The organism is Sanguibacter massiliensis, from assembly GCF_900240335.1.
Lineage (GTDB): Bacteria > Actinomycetota > Actinomycetes > Actinomycetales > Cellulomonadaceae > Flavimobilis > Flavimobilis massiliensis.
The window spans coordinates 515,615-535,363 of record NZ_LT964979.1 but is presented as its reverse complement, the minus strand read 5'-3'; the positions used below and the strand labels follow the sequence as shown (position 1 = coordinate 535,363).

The window sequence follows — 19,749 nt, the reverse complement described above, 5'->3', positions numbered from 1 at the left end:
GCGTCTGCCCAGGTCGCACGGCTGTTCGCACGAAGTCGACGCCGGATGTCGGCGCCGCGGCGTACGGTCGCGTCCATGAAGGCCTCGACAACGTCCAGGACGCACCACCCGGGAACCGGGCTGCGGCGTCCCGTCGTCGCGCCTGACGCCGTCGGCGTCCAGGGCGCGCTCGACGACCTCGGCACCGACCTGCGTGACGTGACCTTCGTCGTCGTCGACCTCGAGACGACGGGGACGGCACCAGCGACCGACGCCATCACAGAGATCGGCGCGGTCAAGGTGCGCGGCGGCGAGATCCTCGGGGAGTTCCAGACCCTCGTCTACCCTGGCGGCCCCGTCCCTCCACAGATCACGGTCCTCACCGGTATCACGACAGCGATGGTCGTCGACGCTCCGCGGATCGAAGCGGTCCTCCCGGCGTTTCTCGAGTTCGCGCACGGCGCCGTGCTCGTCGCGCACAACGCGCGCTTCGACGTCGGTTTCCTCAAGGCGGCGGCACGAGCCACGGACACCCCGTGGCCCAGGTTCGAGGTCGTCGACACGGTCGCGCTCGCCCGCCGCGTCGTCCCCAAGGACGAGGTCCGCAACCACAGGCTCGGCACGCTCGCGCAGCTCTTCGGCGCAACAACGGTTCCGGACCACCGGGCACTCTCGGATGCGCGTGCGACGGTCGATGTCCTCCATGCACTTCTCGGCAGGCTCGCCCCGTGGGGCATCACGCATCTCGAGGACCTCGCGTCTGCGGTCGACCCGGTGGCCCCTGCCGTGCGAGCCAAGCGGCACCTCGCGGACGAGATGCCGCGCGGACCCGGCGTGTACATGTTCCACGCCCCCGACGGTGAGGTCCTCTACGTTGGGACGTCGGTCGACGTCCGCACCCGTGTGCGCAGCTACTTCACGCGCGCCGAGACCCGGCGTCGCATGACCGAGATGGTGACGATCGCCGAGCGCGTCTCGGCCGTGCCGTGCGCGACCCGCCTCGAGGCGCAGGTGCGCGAGCTCCGGCTCATCGCGGAGCACTCGCCGCGCTACAACCGTCGGTCCCGGTTCCCCGAGCGCATGCCGTGGGTCCGGCTCACCGACGAGCCGCACCCGCGCCTCAGCATCGTCACGCAGGTCGTCGCAGAGACCGAGGGTGCAGCAGATGCTGCCGGCACCGGTGTGCGGGCCGAGGACGTCGGGACCGTCGCCCCGGCGGCGCCCCGGCGTGAGGGCGCATGGCACATCGGGCCTTTCCTCTCCCGGCGCACGGCGCAGGCCGCGCTCGAGGGACTCCAGTCCGCGCTCGACGTCCGGCGCTGCACCCGGAGGCTCCCGCTCGTCGCACGGCCGGGCGCCGCCGCGTGCCCGCTGCTCGACCTCGGTCGGTGCGCGGGACCGTGCGTCGCCGGAGACGACGCCGACGGACGTGCTTCGCGCGCCGCGCACGACGCCGAGGTCGCCGCCGCCCGGTCCGCGATGAGCGACGACCCCGGGTCGGTCGTCGAGCGGATGCTCGCCCGCATCATGCGTTACGCGGCCGAGGAGCGCTTCGAGCAGGCCGCCGTCGAACGCGACCGCATCGCCGCGGTCGTCGAGGGAGCCGCACGCCGGGAACGGTTCGCTCAGATGGCGGCGTGCGACGAGCTCGTCGCGGCTCGGGCGCGGGACGACGGCGCGTGGGAGGTCGTCGTCGTCCGGCACGGTCGGCTCGCGGCGACCGCGGTCGCTCCCGTCGGGACGGACCCCTACCTGACGATCGACGCTGCGACCGCGACGGCCGAGGTGGTCCCGCCGCCCGTCGTGCCCGCGACCGCGGCCCACCCCGAGGAGACCCTTCTGCTGCTCGACTGGCTCGACTCCAGCGATGTGAGACTCGTCCGCACGACGCACCCGTTCTCGTGCGCCGTCCACGGACCGGGCGCATACGGCGCGCTCGCAGCCCAGGCCCGGGACGCCCGTGGAGCCGGCGACGGGGCCCCTGCGGACTGAGTCCTTCCAGCCAGCCTCGGCACAGCGGTGGCAGGATGGGACGAGCACAGTCGGAGCGCCACGAAGGAGTCCCCATGCTCACCGCCATCGTCATGATCGACGCGATCCCCGCCCGCATCCCCGAGGTCGCGGAGACGATCACGGCGATCCGTGGCGTCGACGAGGTCTATTCGGTCACGGGCGACAACGACCTCATCGCGATCGTGCGCGTGCGGAACCATGACGATCTCGCTGGCGTCATCGCCGACGGCATCAACAAGGTCGACGGCGTGCAGCGCACGCAGACCCACCTGGCGTTCCGTACGTACTCGTCGACGGAGCTCGACCGCGCGTTCGACCTCGGCCTCGGCGACTGACGCCGAAGTCCGGGGCGCGAGCGGTTCCGCGGGACACGCTCAGCCCGCCGCTCTCAGTCGGACGCGCTCGCTCGCGCCCACGCCTCGAGCCTGCCGCGCGCGGCTCCCGAGTCGACCGCGTGCGCGGCATGGTCGAGACCCGCCCGGAGGCGGTCGACGAGCGCGCCCTCGCCCGTGCCTGGCAACGATCCGTCTGCGACGATCGCGGCGGCGGCGTTGAGCAGGACCGTCTGTCGCACGAGCCCGTCCTCGCCGTCGAGCACCCGCCTCACGACGGCCGCGTTGTGCTCTGCCTCCCCGCCGCGCAGGTCGGCCACGGTCACCGGGTCGAGCCCGAGCTCGTCCGTCGCGTCGAGCGTCGTGCGCTCGACGGCGCCGCCGCGGACCTCCCACACGTCGGCACGGCCGTTGGCCGCGAGCTCGTCGAGGCCGTCGGCGCCACGGAACACGAGGGCGTGCGTGCCGCGCGTCGCAAACACGCCGGCCATGAGCGGAGCCATCCGCAGGTCCGCGCACCCGACCGCGATCGCGCCGGGCTGGGCCGGGTTCGTCAGCGGCCCAAGGAAGTTGAAGGCCGTCGGGATGCCAAGCTCACCACGGACGGCACCTGCGTGCCGCATCGCCGGGTGGAACGTCTTCGCGAAGCAGAACGTGATGCCTGCCTCCACCCCGATCCGCGCGACGCGCGCGGGCGTGTGGTCGAGATCGATGCCGAGCGCCTCGAGGACGTCGGCGGAGCCGGTCGTCGAGGATGCGGACCTGTTGCCGTGCTTGACGACGGTGAGGCCCGTGCCCGCGACGACGATCGCTGCCATCGACGAGATGTTCACGGTGTTCGCCATGTCGCCGCCGGTCCCGACGATGTCGACGGCACGCTCGACGTGTGCCGCGTACGGCACCGCGTGCTTGAGCATGACGTCGGCGAGCGCCGTGAGCTCCTCGACGGTCTCCCCCTTGGCGCGGAGCGCGACGAGAAGTCCCGCGAGGCGCGCCGGCGGGACTTGACCGGCCATGACCTGGTCCATGGCCCAGGCGACGTCCTCACGCGGGAGGTCGTCACCGGCGACGAGCCGACGGAGGAGCTGGGGCCACGTCGTGCTCATGAAGTCGTCCTCACCGTGCCTGGGCGGCACCCACCTGCTCGGCGATCGTCCGCTGCACCTCGAACGGGTCGAGAGGACGCGACACCGTCGCGTCCGCGAGGGACCACGACGCGAGCCACGCGTCCTGCGGGCGTCCGACGAGGACGAGGACCCGCGGGCAGAGGTAGATCTCGTTCTTCAGCTGACGGCACAGGCCCATACCGCCGACCTTGTCAGCCTCGCCGTCGAGGATAACCAGGTCGAAGGACGCGAGGTCCTTCCTGTCCAGGAGCGCGTCAGCCGTCGCGACCTCGAGCCACTCGATCTCGGGGGCGCCTGCCGCGAGCCGCGGCCCGACGGCGGTGCGGACCTGGTCGCGCACCGTGATGTCGTCGCTGTGCAGGAGGATCCGCGGCGCGCGGGTCGCCGTGGAGGTGGTGGCCGGCTGGGTCGACATCGTCATCGCCTTCGCTTCGTCGTCAGGGCTGTGGTCGTGCTTCACGCATCTTGTCACGGTGTCCACCGACTGCCGAAACACGCCGAGCGCGCGCGATGACAAAAGTCATCGAGTCGTCATCAAAAGCGTTGGAATCTCGCCGATTCCGCATCGTTGCGCGGGTCATGACCCGCGAGTCCGCCCATTGTGCGCCATCAGTGAGGGCCCAGGGGAGGTCCAATGGTCCCAGACAGCCGCCTGTTCGGCCATAATGGCTCCCGTGACGACTGCACCTACCCATGCCCCGAGCGCCCACGTCGGCGTCAACCGGCCGAACCCTGTCTCGGTCGGCACCATCGTGTGGCTCGCGAGCGAGCTCATGTTCTTCGCGGGCCTCTTCGCGATGTACTTCTCCCACCGGTCGGTCATGGCGACGCAGGAGTGGGAGGCTCACGCCTCGAACCTCGCGTTCCCGTTCGCCCTCGGCAACACGCTCATCCTCGTCGCCTCGTCGGTGACGTGCCAGATGGCAGTGTGGGCCGCTGAGCGCTTCCAGCCGCGCCGCACGGGCTCGCTCGTGCAGATCAACCGCTGGGGCATGAACGAGTGGATGGTCCTCACGTTCGTCATGGGGTCCGTGTTCGTCGCCGGCCAGGTCTTCGAGTACGCCGAGCTCGTGCAGCACGGCGTGACGATCTCGTCGAGCCCCTACGGCTCCGTCTTCTTCCTCACGACCGGCTTCCACGGGCTGCACGTCGTCGGCGGGCTCATCGCCTTCCTCTTCGTGCTCGCACGCTCGCACGCGGCCAAGCGCTTCGGCCACCACGAGGCCACGACCGCGATCGTCACCTCCTACTACTGGCACTTCGTCGACGTCGTGTGGATCGCGCTCTTCTTCGTGATCTACGTGCTTCGCTGAGCCCCACCCCGCGCGGATGTCACACCGCGCACCTGCCCTACCCACCCCCCACGTCGAGACGAGGACTCCCGTGAAGGCACTCGCCGCCCGCAGGCACCACCGGTTCGCACCGGTCGTGCTCATGCTGCTGGCGCTGCTCGCCACCGGCGCGCTGTACGCCGTGATGACCCCGACCACCGCGACCGCCGACACCTCGGCGAGCGCGGAGGACATCGAGACCGGCAAGCAGCTCTTCCAGGCCAACTGCGCAACCTGCCACGGCGTCGGTGCCGGCGGCGCGGACGAGGTGCCCTCGCTCATCGGCGTCGGCGCAGCCTCCGTGAACTTCCAGGTGAGCACCGGTCGCATGCCGATGCAGGCCAGCGGCCCCCAGGCCCCGGTCAAGCCCGCCCAGTTCACCGACAAGCAGGTCGACCAGCTCGCCGCGTACGTCGCCTCGCTCGGCGCGGGTCCCTCGGTTCCGACCGCAGAGATGGTCGACCCGGCGCTTGGCAGCCCGTCGAACGGCGCCGCGCTCTTCCGGACCAACTGCGCGATGTGCCACAACGCCGTTGGCGCGGGTGGCGCGCTCTCCGAGGGTAAGTGGGCCCCGGCCCTCTGGGACACGACGCCCACGAACCTCTACCAGGCGATGCTCACCGGCCCGCAGTCCATGCCGGTGTTCAACGACGCGAACCTCACCCCCGAGGAGAAGCGCGACGTCATCTCGTACCTCGTCGAGCAGCGTGAGCCGTCGGTCGGCGGCCTGAGCCTCGGTTCGCTCGGCCCCGTCTCCGAGGGCCTCTGGGTCTTCGTCATCGGTATGGGCATCCTCATCGGATTCGCCGTCTGGATCGGAGCGAAGTCCTCGTGAGCACGCACGACAAGAACACCGAGCTCGAGCACTCGGACGTCCCCGCGGCGTTCGAGGACCCGGGCCTCCCGGAGCACCGCTACCGCATGGGTGACACTGACCCGGCCGCGAACAAGCGGTCCGAGCGTCAGGTCGTCGTCCTCTTCGCGATCTCCGTGCTCGGCGCCGTCGGGGCGCTCGTCGCGTACTTCGCGCTCCCCCTCGGCTCCGACCCGATGTCCGTCCGGTGGGCAACGCTCGGCCTCGGCCTCGGCCTCGCGCTGAGCCTCCTCGGCATCGGCACTGGCGCGGTCCACTGGGCCAAGACCCTCATGTCAGACCACGAGGTCACGGAGAAGCGCAAGCCGATCTCGTCCGATCAGGCGACGCGCGACGCGGCCGTCCAGGCGCTCGTCGACGGCGCCCGCGACTCGGCGATCGCCCGTCGCGGCGTCCTCAAGGGTGCCGTCCTCTCCGCCCTCGCGATCTTCCCACTGACGATCGCCGTGCCGCTCATCGGCTCGGTCGGCGGCGACTGGAACATCTCGAAGTTCCGCCACACCGTGTGGCGCAAGGGCCGTCGCCTCGCGCTCGACCCGAGCGGCCGTCCTATCAAGGCCTCGGACGTCACGGTCGGCTCCGTCTTCCACGTCATCCCGGACGGGATGCGCGACGAGGAGCACTGGATGGAGGAGAAGGCCAAGGCCGTCGTCCTGCTCGTGCGCCTCGACGAGCGCGACCTCAAGGGCGACCAGTCCCCCTCCGGCGAGACCTGGTCCTACGACGGCATCGTCGCGTACTCGAAGATCTGCACGCACGTCGGCTGCCCCGTGGCGCTCTACGAGCAGCAGACCCACCACCTCCTGTGCCCCTGCCACCAGTCGACGTTCGACATCGCGGACGGCGCCAAGGTCGTCTTCGGCCCCGCGAACCGGCCGCTGCCTCAGTTGCCCATCACCGTCGACGCCGAGGGCTACCTCGTCGCGCAGGACGACTTCGCCGAGCCCATCGGCCCGAGCTTCTGGGAGCGTCTCAAGTGACCACGACCCAGCCGGAGACGGCCGTCGGCGCAGCCGCCGACTACCTCGACCAGCGCACCGGCATCGCCGGCGCCGTCAAGGAGTTCGCACGCAAGGTCTTCCCCGACCACTGGTCGTTCCTCCTCGGCGAGATTGCGCTCTACTCGTTCGTCGTCCTGCTCATCTCGGGCGGGTTCCTCACGATGTTCTTCGTGCCGTCCATGGGGTTCACGACCTACCCGACGGACTCCCTCCCGGTGACGATGCAGGGTGTCGAGATGTCCGAGGCCTTCGCCTCGACACTCCACATGTCCTTCGAGGTCCGTGGCGGCCTCCTCATGCGCCAGATCCACCACTGGGCCGCGCTGCTCTTCATGGCGTCGATCGTCACGCACATGATGCGCGTGTTCTTCACGGGTGCCTTCCGCAAGCCGCGCGAGCTCAACTGGCTCGTCGGCTTCACCCTCATGATCCTCGGCCTCCTTGCCGGCTTCTCGGGCTACTCGCTCCCCGACGACGTGCTCTCCGGCAACGGCCTGCGCATCGCTGACGGCGTCGCGAAGTCGATCCCGATCATCGGCGCGTTCGTCTCGTACGCGCTGTTCGGCGGAGAGTTCCCCGGCGAGCACATCATCCCGCGCCTCTTCACGGTGCACATTCTTCTCGTGCCGGCGCTCATCCTCGCCTTCGTCGGTATCCACCTCCTCATGGTCGTGCTCCACAAGCACACGCAGTACCCCGGTGGCGGGCGCTCGAGCAAGAACGTCGTGGGCTTCCCGCTGTTCCCCGTGTACGTCGCCAAGGCCGGTGGCTTCTTCTTCATCGTCTTCGGTGTGCTTGCTCTCATGGGAGCGACGCTCTCGATCAACAACGTGTGGAACTACGGCCCGTACGACCCGTCGCCGGTCTCCGCCGGCGCCCAGCCGGACTGGTACATGCTGTTCCTCGAGGGCGGCCTGCGGCTCATGCCGGGCTGGGAGTGGGTGATCGGTGGGTTCACGATCCCGATCAACATCCTCGTCCCCGGCGTCGTCATCCCGGGTCTGCTGTTCACCTTCCTCGCGCTCTACCCGTTCATCGAGGCCCGCGTCACGCAGGACAAGTCCGAGCACCACGTGCTCGACCGCCCTCGCAACGTCCCGGTCCGCACCGGACTCGGCGTCGCGTTCCTCACCGCGTTCGTCATCCTCGTGCTCGCCGGTTCGAACGACCTCATCGCGACGCACTTCGAGATGTCGATCAACACCATCACGTGGATCTTCCGGGTGGCCTTCTTCGTCGCCCCCGTGTTCGCGTTCATGGTGACGAAGCGACTGTGCCTCGCGCTGCAGCGCAAGGACCGGGAGCTCGTGCTCCACGGCCACGAGGCCGCTCGTCTCGTGCGCTTCGAGTCCGGCGAGGTCATCGAGGTCCACAAGCCGCTCTCGGACCAGGAGCGCTGGCTGCGCGTCAACTACCAGGCGCACGCTCCGCTCGTCATCGAGCCCGGCGAGGACGCGCGTGGCGTCCGTCGCAAGGGCTACGCGGCGGACAAGCGTTGGCAGGCCCTCTCCCGGTTCTTCTACGAGGACCGCATCGAGCCTGTCACCCCTGCGGAGATCGCCAACGCTCACGGCGCTCACACGGCCGTCGAGCAGTCCGACGACGCGCCGCAGATCGGTCACTGATCGACGCCACGAGCCGGAATGACAGAGACTGAACCTGTGTTCACCTAGCAGGACGTGAGCCCCGCGGCCGACCTCGGCCGCGGGGCTCACGTGCAAGGACGTCGCCCCGTCGCGAGGCGGCGTCACAACCCGAGGGCGCGCAGGCGCCCACGACGATGGAGGCAGCACGGCATGGCCGAGTACACCCTTCCCGACCTCTCCTACGACTACGGCGCGCTGGACCCGCACATCTCCGGCCGCATCATGGAGCTTCACCACTCCAAGCACCACGCTGCGTACGTCGCCGGCGCCAACGCCGCGCTCGACGCCCTCGCAGAGGCTCGCTCGACGGGCAACCTCGGTGCCGTCAACATGCTCGAGAAGAACCTCGCGTTCAACCTCGGCGGGCACGTCAACCACTCAGTGTTCTGGCAGAACCTCTCCCCCGAGGGCGGCGACCGTCCCGAGGGCGAACTCGCTGCCGCGATCGACGAGTTCTTCGGGTCGTTCGACGCGTTCGTCGCCCACTTCACGGCGAACGCGCTCGGCATCCAGGGCTCGGGCTGGTCGATCCTCGCGTGGGACACGCTCGGGCAGAAGCTCATCATCGTGCAGCTCTACGACCAGCAGGGCAACCTGCCGATCGGTGTCGTGCCGCTGCTCATGCTCGACATGTGGGAGCACGCCTTCTACCTCGACTACGTCAACGTCAAGGCTGACTACGTCAAGGCGTTCTGGAACATCGTCAACTGGACGGACGTCGCCGCACGCCTCGAGCGCGCGCGTTCGCAGGGCCAGGGCCTCATCGTCGCCATCTGACCCGCACCGGATCGCAGGGCGGCCACCCCCTCGGGGGGTGGCCGCCCTGCGCCGTCTCCAGGGGCACCACGAGCGTTCCAGGACACGACACACGGGGTCACCAACCGGGCGCTACAGGGCGCCTGCAACGCTTCTCACACCCCCGCTGACCTGCTTGCACGCCTCACGGACGCCAGGGCGGGCTACGATCGAAAGAGTGCGGGGCGAGGGGTCCCGCAGTGGACGAAGGAGTCGACATGAGACCGCAGGAGCGCACCACTGGGCGCGCGATCACGGACACGCTCGCTCACGTTCTCGGGCCGCCGCAGGTTGGCGACTACGCCGCACCGATCCGCCCGGCCAATGCCGAGGAGCGTGCGCGGGAGGAAGAACTGCACACTCGCTTCCGCCGGGTCGTGGCTCCGGACGGCACCGTCCACCTCGTCGACACACAGCATGGCGAGGACTGACCGCGACACGCAGGCACGCCCGCACTCCCCGGCCCGAGTGGCGCAGGTGCGGGCGTTCGCATGACCGGGAGGCGCTCGACGGATCCGCCACACGCGCGAGGAGGGCCGCACCCTGTGGGTGCGGCCCTCCTCGTGTGTGCAGGCCGCGTCAGTCGCAGCCGGGGGCATCGCTCAGTGGGCGTGCAGGCCCCGCGAGTACTCCATGACCCAGCCCGTCACCGCGATCGCGGAGATGCCGACACCGATGTAGAAGATCCACCAGCCGGCGGCGAGGCCGAGGAAGCAGACCGCAGCGGCGAACGCGAGGACGAGCGGCCACCAGCTCCACGGGGCGAACGTGCCGAGCTCGCCAGCACCCTGCGAGATCTCGCCGTCAGGGTCGTCCTCGGGACGCGCGTCGATGTGACGGGCCGTGAGCGCGAGGTAGCCGGCAATCATGCCGACGAGTCCCGCGAGGAGGAAGAGTGCGGCGGTGCCGACGGGCTCGAACTTGCTCGTGAGCCCGTAGGCCAGAGCCACGATGAGGAAGAACGGCACGAGTGCGGCGAAGAGCCGGGTCTCGATCTTCACAGGGTGTCACCCTTCGTCTCGTCGGAAGTCCCGACCGCGGTCGGTCGGGCCGATGCTGCGGCCAGTTCGCCGTGAACGTAGTCCATCGCGGCGACCTCCGGGTGGTGGAGGTCGAAGGCCGGCCGCTCGGAGCGGATACGCGGCACCGAGGTGAAGTTGTGGCGCGGGGGCGGGCACGAGGTCGCCCACTCGAGCGAGCCACCGAAGCCCCACGGGTCGTCGACCTCGACCTTGGGCGCGCGGCGCCAGGTGACGTAGACGTTCCAGAGGAACGGCAGCGTCGATGCGGCGAGGAGGAACGAACCATAGGTCGAGACCTGGTTCATCCAGGTGAAGCCCTCCTCGGGCATGTAGTCGGGGTAGCGGCGGGGCATGCCAGCGACGCCAAGCCAGTGCTGCACGAGGAAGGTCGCGTGGAAGCCGATGAAGAGCATCCAGAAGTGGATCTTGCCGAGCTTCTCGTTGAGCATGCGGCCTGTGAACTTCGGCCACCAGAAGTAGAAGCCCGCAAACATCGCGAAGACCACGGTGCCGAAGACGACGTAGTGGAAGTGCGCGACGACGAAGTAGGAGTCCGAGAGGTGGAAGTCGAGCACCGGCGTCGAGAGGATGACGCCCGTGAGGCCACCGAAGAGGAAGGTGACGAGGAACCCGAGCGACCAGAGCATCGGTGTCTCGAAAGTGAGCTTCCCTCGCCACATCGTGCCGATCCAGTTGAAGAACTTCACGCCTGTCGGGACGGCGATCGCCATCGTCATGAGCGAGAAGAACGGCAGGAGGACGGCGCCCGTGACGTACATGTGGTGCGCCCACACGGTGACGGACAGCGCGGCGATCGCGATGATCGCGTAGACCATGCCCTTGTAGCCGAAGAGGGGCTTGCGGCTGAAGACGGGGACGATCTCGGTGACGATGCCGAAGAACGGCAGCGCGATGATGTACACCTCAGGGTGCCCGAAGAACCAGAAGAGGTGCTGCCAGAGGATGGCACCGCCGTTCTCCGGGTTGAAGACCTGCGCGCCGAGGCGGCGGTCGGCGCCGAGCGCGAAGAGCGCCGAGGCGAGCGGGGGGAACGCCATGAGGATGAGGATCGACGTGACGAGCGTGCCCCACGTGAAGACAGGCATGCGGAACATCGTCATGCCGGGGACGCGCATCGTGATGATCGTCGTGATGAAGTTGACGGCGCCGAGGATCGTGCCGAAGCCACCCATGGCGAGGCCGAAGACCCAGAGGTCACCGCCGAGCCCGGGGCTGAACGTCGCGTTCGACAACGGCGCGTAGCCGAACCAGCCGAATGACGCCGCACCCTGACGCGTGAAGAAGCCCGCGCACGCGATGAGGCCACCGAAGAGGTAGAGCCAGTACGCGAACATGTTGAGCCGCGGGAACGCGACGTCGGGGGCACCGATCTGCAGCGGCGTGATGACGTTGGCGAAGCCGGCGAAGAGCGGCGTCGCGAAGAGCAGCAGCATGATTGTGCCGTGCATCGTGAAGAGCTGGTTGTACTGCTCCTTGCTCTGCACGATCTGGATGCCTGGCTCGAAGAGCTCGGCGCGGATGACAAGCGCCATGACTCCTGCGATGCAGAAGAACACGAACGACGTGATGAGGTACATGTAGCCGATCGTCTTGTGATCGGTCGACGTGACCCACTTGACGATCGTGCGGCCCATGTTCCTGCGAGCAGGTGCGAGACCCGGGACCGTGGTCGCTGCAGCGGCAGCCATCAGTTGTCACCTTCCGTGGACGTGAGGTCGGCGGCGTCCTGCTGGCGGACCAGGTCCATGCCGAGGGCGCCGGTCTGGCCCTTGGCGCGGAGGTCGGCCATCGCTGCGTCGTAGTCGGCGCGCGAGACGATCGCGACGTTGAAGAGCATGCCCGAGTGGTGCTCGCCGCAGAGCTCGGCGCACTTGCCGGCGTAGTAGCCGATGCGCTGGGGCACGATGTGCATCTTGTTCGTGCGGTGCGGGATCATGTCGAGCTTGTCGAGGAAGGCCGGCACCCAGAACGAGTGGATGACGTCGCGCGAGTCGAGGATGAGCTCGACCTTCTCGCCGACGGGCAGGTAGAGGGTCGGGAGAGACTCGTCGGTGCCCACCGCGCCGTCGAGGCTCGTCTCGCCGCCGAGCTTGGAGACGTCGCCCGCGTGGACGCCGGACTCGTAGACGTCGTCGTCGAGGTAGTTGAAGTCCCAGCTCCACTGCTTGCCGACGACCTGGATCGAGACGTCGGGCGTGGCGGACGTGTCACGGATCTCGGCCATATCGCGCTGCGTGTAGAAGAACAGGACGCCGATCATCATGATCGGGATCGCCGTATACATCATCTCGAGCGGGATGTGGTAGCGGGTCTGGACGGGAAGCTGGTGGTCGTCCTTGCGCTTCCGGTAAGCGATGACGCTCCAGAGCATGAGGCCCCAGGTGATGAGACCCACGAGGAGGAGCGCGGCCCACGAGCCGACCCACATGTTGGTGATGCGGTCGGTGTGGTCGGTCACCGGCCCGTCGGAGTACCCGGGGAGGAAGCCTCGCTGGGCTTCCTCGGAGCATCCGGACACCGCGAGGACGACGAAGGCGGAGAGCGCGATCGCTCCGAGCCTCGTGCGCCGGCGGCGGCTGGGGGGAGTCTGCGAGTGCAAGGGTGGGCCTTTCACGTCACGTCCTGGTGGCGGGCACGCCACTGGGACCTTGGTCCTCATCGGTCCGAGCCTATCTCTTCCCACCACCTCTTCTCCCCAGGTTGCGCACGCGGGTCACGTCACTTGCCAAGGTTGTGTCACCAAGACCCTCGGCGGGCCTCAGATAGCGTGGGGTTGTGACCCCAACCACCCCCTCACCACCAGCCGCGGTGCGCACATTCCTCGACGCGGGCGGCGCCGCGCCGCTCCTGCCCGAGACCCTCGAGGCACTTCGAGCGGCACGCCTCGAGGCCTGGTCAGGCCCGCGAAGGCTCCATTCCGAGGGTCGGCGCGCGGGGCTGCTGCTTGGTGCGGCCCGCGAGACGGTGGCTGCGGCCGTCGGTGCACGGACCGAGGAGGTGCGCTTCGCACCCTCCCACACGGCAGCGATCCACGCCGCCGTGGGCGGCATCGCGCCCGCCCGTCGGCGCGTCGGGCGTCGTATCGTCGCGAGCGCGGTCGAGCGCTCGGCGCTCCTCGCGGCGGCCGAGCACACCGCGCCCGGAGAGGTGACCTTGGTCCCGGTGGACGCCCGCGGGCGCGTCGACAGCGACGCCTTCGAGGCGGCGGTCTCGGCCGACGGCGTCGGCCTCGCGTGCCTCCAGCACGCGAACGGCGAGGTCGGCACGCTTCAGCCTCTCGACCAGGTGCACACGTCGGCGCGCGCGGCCCAGGTCCCGCTGCTCGTCGACGCGGGATCGTCGCTCGGGCACGTCGACGTCGGTCCGTCCTGGGACGTCCTGACCGCCGACCCGGCGGACTGGGGCGGGCCGGACGGCATCGGGATCCTCGTCATGCGGGCGGGCGTGCGCGCACGCCCCGTGGGCCCCGAGGACCCCGACCCATGGTTCCCCGGCGGGGTGAGCACCGCGGTCGCGTTCGCCGCTGCGGTGTCGCTCACCGCGGCACGGTCGCGCCAGGAAGCCGAGGACGTCCGGCTGCGCGCCTACGTCGCCCGGCTCCGGGACCGCGTCTCCGCGCTCGTCCCGGACGTCGACGTCGTGGGGGACCCGACGGACCGGCTCCCCCACGTCCTCACGTTCTCGTGCCTCTACGTCGACGGCGAGGCGATCCTCGGCGAGCTCGACGCGGCGGGCTTTGCGGTCGGCTCGGGCTCCGCGTGCACGTCGCTCACCCTCCAGCCCAGCCATGTCCTCGCCGCGATGGGGGCCCTCACGCAGGGCAACGTCCGGCTCACGCTCCACCCGGGCGTCACCGAGGACGACATCGACCGGTTCTGCGCGGTCCTGCCTGGCGCCGTCGCCCGGGTCCGCGCGCGGCTCGGCGCAGATCTCTGAGAGCCCCGCACACGACGAGGCCCGGGTCCCTGCGGGGACCCGGGCCTCGTCGGAAGCGTCAGCGGCTCAGCTGAAGGAGTCGCCGCACGCGCACGACCCACCCGCGTTGGGGTTGTCGATCGTGAAGCCCTGCTTCTCGATCGTGTCGGCGAAGTCGATCGACGCGCCCTCGAGGTACGGGACCGACATCTTGTCGACGACGACCTCGACACCGCCGAAGTCGCGCGTCGCGTCGCCGTCGAGCAGGCGCTCGTCGAAGTACAGCTGGTAGATGAGTCCGGAGCAGCCGCCGGGCTGCACCGCGACTCGGAGCCGGAGGTCGTCACGACCCTCCTGCTCGAGAAGGCTGCGGACCTTGTCCGCGGCGACGTCGGTGAGGAGCACGCCGTGCGTGGTCTCCGTGGTCTCGCTCATGTGGATCTCCGGACGTTCGGCAGTGGGGACGGGTGTCCGTCGGGTGTAACACCCGCGACCCCGGCGATGTTCCCGGCCAGCGTACGCCGCGTCACGCACGGCGCACGGAGACGTTCGCCACACGGGCGCCGTGAGCCGCTCAGAGCCGCCAGGTGCGGGCGATGCGGGCGACCCGCTCCGCCGCCCAGTCCTGCACCGCACCGTCCGCGCCGAGCACGTCGTCAGGCACGGCCCAACCCGTCTCGTGGACAGCTGCGACCCCGAGCGCTGACCACTCCCGACGCCCCGAGAGCGACGTCCCCGCGAGAACGACGACGGGTACCGCGGCGTCGAGAGCAGCGTCGGCGACCGCGGGCAGCACCCCGTCGTGCGACTCGTCGCCATCAAGCACGGGCACCACGACGACGACGAGATCCGCCTGCGCGACGGCCGATGTGACACCGACAAGGTCAGCGACGAGGGGCGCGGCCGGGACCAGCGGGACGCCGAGCGCGGCGAGCGCGAGCGCCGCGCCTCCCCCGGCGGCGCCGCCGCGCAGCGCACCGAGCTCGCGCGCGTGGTCGGAGATGGCGCGCGCGCTCGTCGTCGACGACGTCGCGGCACCGAGCAGGTCACGTCCGACGAGCGTGCCCGCACGCGCGCCGGCGATCGCGTGGACGAGGTCGCCGAGCGCGCGCTCGAGATCCTGCGCGGCCGCCGCGTCGAGAACGTCGGGCACGAGACCTCCCGCGAGCCCGCCGAGCCCGAGGAGCGCGTCGGGCGCACGGTGCGCGACCCGGACGTCGCGGCCGGCGAGCGCACGCCGCAACGCGCCGAGGTCGGGGAGGGCGTCGGCCGTCACACCACGCAGAGCGGCCCCGCCCGCGACGAGCCGTGAGGAGTCACGCACGGGAACGCCGAGGCCGTCGGCGAGCCCGACGAGCATCCCAGCGCCGCCGTCGGCCCACGCCGTACCCGTTCCTGCGTCGGCGCCGAGCGCGACGAGCACCGTCCGGACATCGGTCGTGAGCGCGGACGCGAGCAGCGTCCCGAGAGGTCGGGACGACCCGTTCCGCACGGCATCGGCGCGGTCGGTCCCGGGTGCCACGAGCGTCGCGTCCGAGAGGACGACGACGTCGCGCACGCCGGAGAGCGCCTCGGCGGTGCCGGACCGCCCGTCGGCGAGGGGCAGGACGTCGACGCTCCCCCCGGCAGCCCTGCGCCACGCCTCGGCCACGCCAGCAGCCACCTGGGGGCCACGGGGGCCCCATCCGCCTGAGTTCACGACGACGACACGCACCAGTTCATCGTCGCACCCCGGCGAGGGCCGTCCGCACCCCGGGAACGCCCTGGGGAAGCCCGCGCAGATGTGGGACGATACCGGGCGTGACGACGAACGCGACCTTCTCCGAGCCCGCTCCCTCCGCGCTGCTGCTCCTCGGCCAGGGATCCGACCTCGCCTCCGAGCGCGGTGTTGAGTGCGCCGGTGCGCTGCCGCCTGCGAGCAGCCCGGACCTCGTCGAGCGCGCCCGCGCGGCGAAGGCCGCGCTCGGGGACCGCGTCTTCGTCCTCGGTCACCACTACCAGCGCGACGAGGTCATCGAGTTCGCGGACGTCACCGGAGACTCGTTCAAGCTTGCGCGCGAGGCCGCGGCGCGGCCCGAGGCGGAGTTCATCGTCTTCTGCGGCGTTCACTTCATGGCAGAGTCCGCGGACATCCTCACGACGGCCGATCAGCAGGTCGTACTCCCCGATCTCGCCGCGGGATGCTCGATGGCGGACATGGCGACGATCGATCAGGTCGAGGACGCGTGGGACGCCCTCGTCGAGGCGGGGATCGCCGAGAGCACGGTCCCGGTCACGTACATGAACTCGACCGCGGCCATCAAGGCATTCACGGGTCGCCACGGCGGCACCGTGTGCACGTCGTCGAATGCGCACGTCGCGCTCCGCTGGGCGTTCGACAAGGTCGGCGGGGTCGACGGGACCGGCAAGGTTCTCTTCATGCCGGACCAGCACCTCGGTCGGAACACAGCGCTGCGCGACCTCGGGATGCGCGCGGAGGACTGCGTCGTCTTCGACCCCCGCAAGCCGGACGGCGGTCTCACGACGCAGGAACTGCGCGACGCGCGGATGATCCTGTGGCGCGGGCACTGCTCCGTCCACGGCCGGTTCTCGCCCGAGAACGTCGCGCAGATGCGCGCGACCGTTCCGGGCGTCACCGTCATGGTCCACCCGGAGTGCCGCAACGAGGTCGTCGCCCTCGCGGACAAGGTCGGCTCGACGGAGTTCATCATCAGGGCTCTCGATGCAGCGGAGCCGGGGTCCTCGTGGGCGATCGGCACGGAGCTCAACCTCGTCCGCCGCCTCGCGAAGGCGCACCCGGACAAGCAGGTGCACTACCTCGACTCGACCGTGTGCTTCTGCTCGACGATGAACCGGATCGACCTGCCGCACCTCGTGTGGTCGCTCGAGCAGCTCGTCGCAGGCACGGTGCCGAACCGCATCGTCGTCGACGCGGACGACGCGCACTGGGCGCGCGTCGCGCTCGACCAGATGCTCGCGCTGCCCGGGGTCTGAGCTCCCACGAGCGCGGAGAACCCGATACCGACGGTAGCGGGTACCGGAGGTCGAGAGTTACCCTGCTGAGGTGTTCCGGACGATCCAGCTCGCCCTTGCGACCTCGCGCCCACGTCGCCCCGTGCCGGGGCTCGACCTCCTCGACTCGTCCGTCACCCGGATGCGCGTCAACATCGGCGACCTCGACCTCTACCGGCACGTCAACAACGGCGTGTACTTGCAGATGATGGACGTCGCGCGCATCAACTACATCGCCGACCTCGGACTCATGCCCGAGCTCGGCCGCCGCGGCTGGTACCCCGTCGTCGCGAACTCGACGATGCACTACCGGCGCTCGCTCACGCTCGGACAACGCTTCGAGATCCACACGCGCACCCTCGGCTGGGACGACCGCTGCGTCTTTCTCGAGCAGACGTTCCACCGCGGCGGCGAGCAGATCGTCCGCGGCGTCGTCGCAGGTCGCTTCCTCTCGCGCGACCACACCCGCGTCGCCGGGTCCGACGTCGCCGCTGCCGCCGGCCACACCGAGGCGTCGCCCGCGCTCCCGGCCGACGTCGCCGCGTGGGCCGACGCGTTCGACATCCGACACCGCCCGCGCTGACGCCCCGAACCCGGGCCGGGGCACCCCGCCCGGTCGACTAGGCTGGCACGGTGTTCAAGAAGAACCGTCCCACCGAGGACGTGACGCCCCAGCCCGTGCCCGAGGTCGCGCCGGAGCTCGACCATTCTGCCGACCCGCGTCGCAAGTCCGGACCCACGCCGCGTCGCCGCGAGGCCGTCGCGGCGAACAAGGTTCCCCTTGTCGCGAACGACCGCCGGGCCGCCGCGAAGGCGCAGCGCGCGGAGATGCGCAAGCAGCGTGACATCGAGTACCAGGCCATGCTCTCGGGCGACGAGCGCCACCTCCCGTACCGCGACAAGGGACCCGTCAAGCGCTTCGTCCGGGACTGGGTCGACGCCCGCCACAACCTCGGCGAGATCTTCCTCTTCTTCGCGCTCGTCATGATGGTCGTCCTCTTCGTCACGCCGCTCATCGAGAACGGTGCGCTGACGCTCGCCCTCATGCTGTTCCTCTACGGCGTCGTCCTCGTCACCATCGCCGACGGCTTCTTCCTGTGGCGCAAGCTCCGCAAGGCGCTCGTCGCGAAGTTCGGCAACGATGTCGACCTCAAGGCCCAGCGCTGGTACGCCCTGACACGCGCCTACCAGATCCGGCGCGCGCGACTGCCCAAGCCGCAGGTCAAGCACGGCGAGTACCCGTCCTGACGGAAGACCGCTGCAGACGCGTGGAGCCCCTGACCATGAGGTCGGGGGCTCCACGCGTCTGCAGCGAGTCTCACCGCGCCCGCGCCATGCGGGTGATCCTCGGCGCTACGGCCGCTCAGGCCCGCTCGACGGGGAGCGGGAGCGGGGCGCCGACGTCGGTCCCGCCGCGTTGCAGGACGCACCGCTCGACGCCCGACGTCGCGAGCGAGCGCCACCGGGCGCCCAGCCACACCTCGGCGTCGAACCGACGGGCAAAGGCCGGAGGCTCCTGGACCATGCCCGCGGCGACGGCGTCGACGCCCTCACGCCCTCCGAGACGCCACGACCAGGCCGAGGCCCTGTCGACGACGGGAGCCCCGCCGGCCGCCGGCGCCTGCACCGGGTCGGCGCCCGACGACGTCACGACGTCGCCGCCACGAGAGCGCGGTTGACACGCGACGCCCAGAACGGACCCTCGTAGATGAACGCCGTGTACGCCTGCAGGAGATCGGCCCCTGCGACGAGGTAGCGACGCGCGTCCTGCGGGCTCGAGATCCCACCGACCCCGATGATCGTCGGCCCCGCGCCGAGCCTGGCGCGCAGGCGCACGACGACCTCGACGCCCCGCTCGAGCTCGGGCGGACCGGAGAGCCCGCCCGGGCCGAGGTCGTGGGCGATCGTCGTGTTGACCGCGACGACACCGTCGAGCCCGAGCTCCGTGACGAGGTCGGCGACCGCGTCGACGTCCTCGTCAGCGAGGTCCGGCGCGATCTTCACGAGCAGCGGGACGCTGCGGGTTGGCACCGCCGCGTCCGCAGCCTCGCGGACCGCGACGAGGATCGGGCGCAGCGCGTCCACCGACTGCAGGTCGCGCAGACCGGGAGTGTTGGGCGAGGACACGTTGACGACGAGGTAGTCCGCGTACGGGGCGAGCGCTCGCGCACTCGTTGCATAGTCGCCCGCGGCGTCCTCGGCTGGGGTGACCTTCGTCTTGCCGATGTTCACCCCGACGACGGCACGGCGGCCGTTCGCGGTCGACCGCAGCCTGCGGAGCTCCGCGGCGGCAGCCTGGGCGCCGAGGTTGTTGAAGCCCATCCGGTTGCGCAGCGCGCGCTGGTCCGTGTGCCGCCACAGCCGTGGTGCCTCGTTGCCGGGCTGCGCGTGCGCCGTGATCGTGCCGACCTCGATGAACGAGAAGCCGAGCGCGGTGAGCCCTTCGACCGCGGTGCCGTCCTTGTCGAAGCCGCCCGCGAGCCCGAGCGGCCCCGCGAGCGTACGACCGAACGCACGCACCCCCGGCCGTGCACGGAACCGTGCCCCGAGAACGTCACGGACGCCCGGCGTGCGTCCGGCGAGCCTGATCGCACCGTGCGCGAGATGGTGGATGCGCTCGGGGTCCATCTTCTTGAAGACGTGGTCGAACAGCAGGTGGTACACGCGGAGGCTCCTCGGTC

21 protein-coding genes are annotated in these 19,749 nt (G+C 70.2%); 12 read left to right on the top strand and 9 right to left on the bottom strand.

Annotation, left to right across the window (positions count from 1 at the left end):
• Positions 1 to 75 precede the first annotated feature (75 nt).
• Both C1729_RS02580 and C1729_RS02575 read left to right on the top strand, forming a co-directional pair.
• Positions 76 to 1,971, top strand: a complete 1,896-nt coding sequence (locus tag C1729_RS02580; RefSeq protein WP_242493683.1) for a DEDD exonuclease domain-containing protein — start codon at positions 76 to 78, stop codon at positions 1,969 to 1,971.
• Positions 1,972 to 2,045: 74 nt separating this feature from the next.
• The gene (locus C1729_RS02575; protein WP_102508417.1) at positions 2,046 to 2,327 is read left to right on the top strand and encodes an Lrp/AsnC family transcriptional regulator; all 282 of its coding nucleotides are present in this window, start codon (positions 2,046 to 2,048) and stop codon (positions 2,325 to 2,327) included.
• A 53-nt stretch (positions 2,328 to 2,380) separates the two neighbouring features.
• On the opposite strand, the gene trpD is transcribed toward C1729_RS02575, so the two are convergent.
• Together trpD and C1729_RS02565 are read right to left on the bottom strand one after the other, a co-directional pair.
• Positions 2,381 to 3,430, bottom strand: coding sequence for an anthranilate phosphoribosyltransferase (gene trpD, locus C1729_RS02570; RefSeq protein ID WP_102510467.1), 1,050 nt, complete (start codon positions 3,428 to 3,430; stop codon positions 2,381 to 2,383).
• Between the two features lie 10 nt (positions 3,431 to 3,440).
• Positions 3,441 to 3,872: a response regulator gene (locus C1729_RS02565; protein ID WP_102510466.1), complete on the bottom strand. Its 432-nt coding sequence runs from the start codon at positions 3,870 to 3,872 to the stop codon at positions 3,441 to 3,443.
• 244 nt (positions 3,873 to 4,116) lie between these two features.
• Here C1729_RS02565 and ctaE point away from each other — a divergent pair, with 244 nt between their 5' ends.
• From ctaE to C1729_RS02535, 6 genes are all read left to right on the top strand, one after another.
• Entirely contained in the window at positions 4,117 to 4,764 is a 648-nt protein-coding gene (ctaE, locus tag C1729_RS02560) for an aa3-type cytochrome oxidase subunit III (protein ID WP_102508415.1), read from the top strand.
• A 70-nt stretch (positions 4,765 to 4,834) separates the two neighbouring features.
• Positions 4,835 to 5,617, top strand: a complete 783-nt coding sequence (gene qcrC, locus C1729_RS02555; protein ID WP_102508413.1) for a cytochrome bc1 complex diheme cytochrome c subunit — start codon at positions 4,835 to 4,837, stop codon at positions 5,615 to 5,617.
• Positions 5,614 to 6,636: a cytochrome bc1 complex Rieske iron-sulfur subunit gene (gene qcrA, locus C1729_RS02550; RefSeq protein WP_242493682.1), complete on the top strand. Its 1,023-nt coding sequence runs from the start codon at positions 5,614 to 5,616 to the stop codon at positions 6,634 to 6,636. The genes qcrC and qcrA overlap by 4 nt, the downstream gene beginning before the upstream one ends.
• Complete coding sequence (gene qcrB / locus C1729_RS02545; protein WP_102508411.1) at positions 6,633 to 8,282, top strand: cytochrome bc1 complex cytochrome b subunit; 1,650 nt, start codon at positions 6,633 to 6,635, stop codon at positions 8,280 to 8,282. The genes qcrA and qcrB overlap by 4 nt, the downstream gene beginning before the upstream one ends.
• 171 nt (positions 8,283 to 8,453) lie before the next feature.
• Positions 8,454 to 9,080 carry a superoxide dismutase gene (locus C1729_RS02540; protein WP_102508409.1) on the top strand — a complete coding sequence of 209 codons (627 nt, stop codon included), beginning with the start codon at positions 8,454 to 8,456 and terminating at the stop codon, positions 9,078 to 9,080.
• Between the two features lie 236 nt (positions 9,081 to 9,316).
• Positions 9,317 to 9,529: a hypothetical protein gene (locus C1729_RS02535; RefSeq protein WP_129590652.1), complete on the top strand. Its 213-nt coding sequence runs from the start codon at positions 9,317 to 9,319 to the stop codon at positions 9,527 to 9,529.
• A gap of 171 nt (positions 9,530 to 9,700) precedes the next feature.
• On the opposite strand, the gene C1729_RS02530 is transcribed toward C1729_RS02535, so the two are convergent.
• Genes C1729_RS02530 through ctaC form a run of 3 tightly spaced genes read right to left on the bottom strand, consistent with a single transcriptional unit; the run spans position 9,701 to position 12,755 of the window.
• Complete coding sequence (locus C1729_RS02530) at positions 9,701 to 10,099, bottom strand: cytochrome c oxidase subunit 4 (protein WP_102508405.1); 399 nt, start codon at positions 10,097 to 10,099, stop codon at positions 9,701 to 9,703.
• On the bottom strand, positions 10,096 to 11,829 hold the full coding sequence (gene ctaD / locus C1729_RS02525) for an aa3-type cytochrome oxidase subunit I (RefSeq protein ID WP_102508403.1): 1,734 nt from the start codon (positions 11,827 to 11,829) through the stop codon (positions 10,096 to 10,098). The genes C1729_RS02530 and ctaD overlap by 4 nt, the downstream gene beginning before the upstream one ends.
• Positions 11,829 to 12,755, bottom strand: a complete 927-nt coding sequence (ctaC, locus tag C1729_RS02520) for an aa3-type cytochrome oxidase subunit II (protein ID WP_242493681.1) — start codon at positions 12,753 to 12,755, stop codon at positions 11,829 to 11,831. The genes ctaD and ctaC overlap by 1 nt, the downstream gene beginning before the upstream one ends.
• A gap of 161 nt (positions 12,756 to 12,916) precedes the next feature.
• On the opposite strand from ctaC, the gene C1729_RS02515 reads away from it, so the two are divergent.
• A complete protein-coding gene (locus C1729_RS02515) occupies positions 12,917 to 14,077 on the top strand; it encodes a cysteine desulfurase family protein (protein WP_242493680.1) in 1,161 nt (386 codons plus the stop codon).
• A gap of 66 nt (positions 14,078 to 14,143) precedes the next feature.
• Here the strand turns inward: C1729_RS02515 and C1729_RS02510 are convergent, their stop codons facing one another.
• Together C1729_RS02510 and C1729_RS02505 are read right to left on the bottom strand one after the other, a co-directional pair.
• Positions 14,144 to 14,491 carry a HesB/IscA family protein gene (locus C1729_RS02510; protein WP_102508397.1) on the bottom strand — a complete coding sequence of 116 codons (348 nt, stop codon included), beginning with the start codon at positions 14,489 to 14,491 and terminating at the stop codon, positions 14,144 to 14,146.
• Between the two features lie 139 nt (positions 14,492 to 14,630).
• Positions 14,631 to 15,770, bottom strand: coding sequence for a glycerate kinase (locus tag C1729_RS02505; RefSeq protein WP_129590651.1), 1,140 nt, complete (start codon positions 15,768 to 15,770; stop codon positions 14,631 to 14,633).
• 77 nt (positions 15,771 to 15,847) lie between these two features.
• Here C1729_RS02505 and nadA point away from each other — a divergent pair, with 77 nt between their 5' ends.
• The 3 genes from nadA to C1729_RS02490 all read left to right on the top strand — a co-directional run bounded on the left by nadA (position 15,848) and on the right by C1729_RS02490 (position 18,316).
• Positions 15,848 to 17,050: a quinolinate synthase NadA gene (gene nadA, locus C1729_RS02500; protein WP_207204635.1), complete on the top strand. Its 1,203-nt coding sequence runs from the start codon at positions 15,848 to 15,850 to the stop codon at positions 17,048 to 17,050.
• Between the two features lie 70 nt (positions 17,051 to 17,120).
• Positions 17,121 to 17,651: an acyl-CoA thioesterase gene (locus C1729_RS02495; RefSeq protein ID WP_102508392.1), complete on the top strand. Its 531-nt coding sequence runs from the start codon at positions 17,121 to 17,123 to the stop codon at positions 17,649 to 17,651.
• A 50-nt stretch (positions 17,652 to 17,701) separates the two neighbouring features.
• Positions 17,702 to 18,316: a DUF3043 domain-containing protein gene (locus C1729_RS02490; protein WP_102508390.1), complete on the top strand. Its 615-nt coding sequence runs from the start codon at positions 17,702 to 17,704 to the stop codon at positions 18,314 to 18,316.
• 115 nt (positions 18,317 to 18,431) lie between these two features.
• On the opposite strand, the gene C1729_RS02485 is transcribed toward C1729_RS02490, so the two are convergent.
• A complete protein-coding gene (locus C1729_RS02485; RefSeq protein WP_102508388.1) occupies positions 18,432 to 18,719 on the bottom strand; it encodes a hypothetical protein in 288 nt (95 codons plus the stop codon).
• Positions 18,716 to 19,732, bottom strand: coding sequence for a quinone-dependent dihydroorotate dehydrogenase (locus C1729_RS02480; RefSeq protein ID WP_102508386.1), 1,017 nt, complete (start codon positions 19,730 to 19,732; stop codon positions 18,716 to 18,718). The genes C1729_RS02485 and C1729_RS02480 overlap by 4 nt, the downstream gene beginning before the upstream one ends.
• Positions 19,733 to 19,749: the final 17 nt, after the last annotated feature.

What these genes read in the sequence shown, in the direction of transcription:
- C1729_RS02580 (WP_242493683.1), top strand. Translation starts at nt 76, where the DNA reads ATGAAGGCCTCGACAACGTCCAGGACGCACCACCCGGGAACCGGGCTG.
- C1729_RS02575 (WP_102508417.1), top strand. Translation starts at nt 2,046, where the DNA reads ATGCTCACCGCCATCGTCATGATCGACGCGATCCCCGCCCGCATCCCC.
- trpD (WP_102510467.1), bottom strand. Translation starts at nt 3,430, where the DNA reads ATGAGCACGACGTGGCCCCAGCTCCTCCGTCGGCTCGTCGCCGGTGAC.
- C1729_RS02565 (WP_102510466.1), bottom strand. Translation starts at nt 3,872, where the DNA reads ATGACGATGTCGACCCAGCCGGCCACCACCTCCACGGCGACCCGCGCG.
- ctaE (WP_102508415.1), top strand. Translation starts at nt 4,117, where the DNA reads ATGGCTCCCGTGACGACTGCACCTACCCATGCCCCGAGCGCCCACGTC.
- C1729_RS02540 (WP_102508409.1), top strand. Translation starts at nt 8,454, where the DNA reads ATGGCCGAGTACACCCTTCCCGACCTCTCCTACGACTACGGCGCGCTG.
- C1729_RS02535 (WP_129590652.1), top strand. Translation starts at nt 9,317, where the DNA reads ATGAGACCGCAGGAGCGCACCACTGGGCGCGCGATCACGGACACGCTC.
- ctaD (WP_102508403.1), bottom strand. Translation starts at nt 11,829, where the DNA reads ATGGCTGCCGCTGCAGCGACCACGGTCCCGGGTCTCGCACCTGCTCGC.
- C1729_RS02510 (WP_102508397.1), bottom strand. Translation starts at nt 14,491, where the DNA reads ATGAGCGAGACCACGGAGACCACGCACGGCGTGCTCCTCACCGACGTC.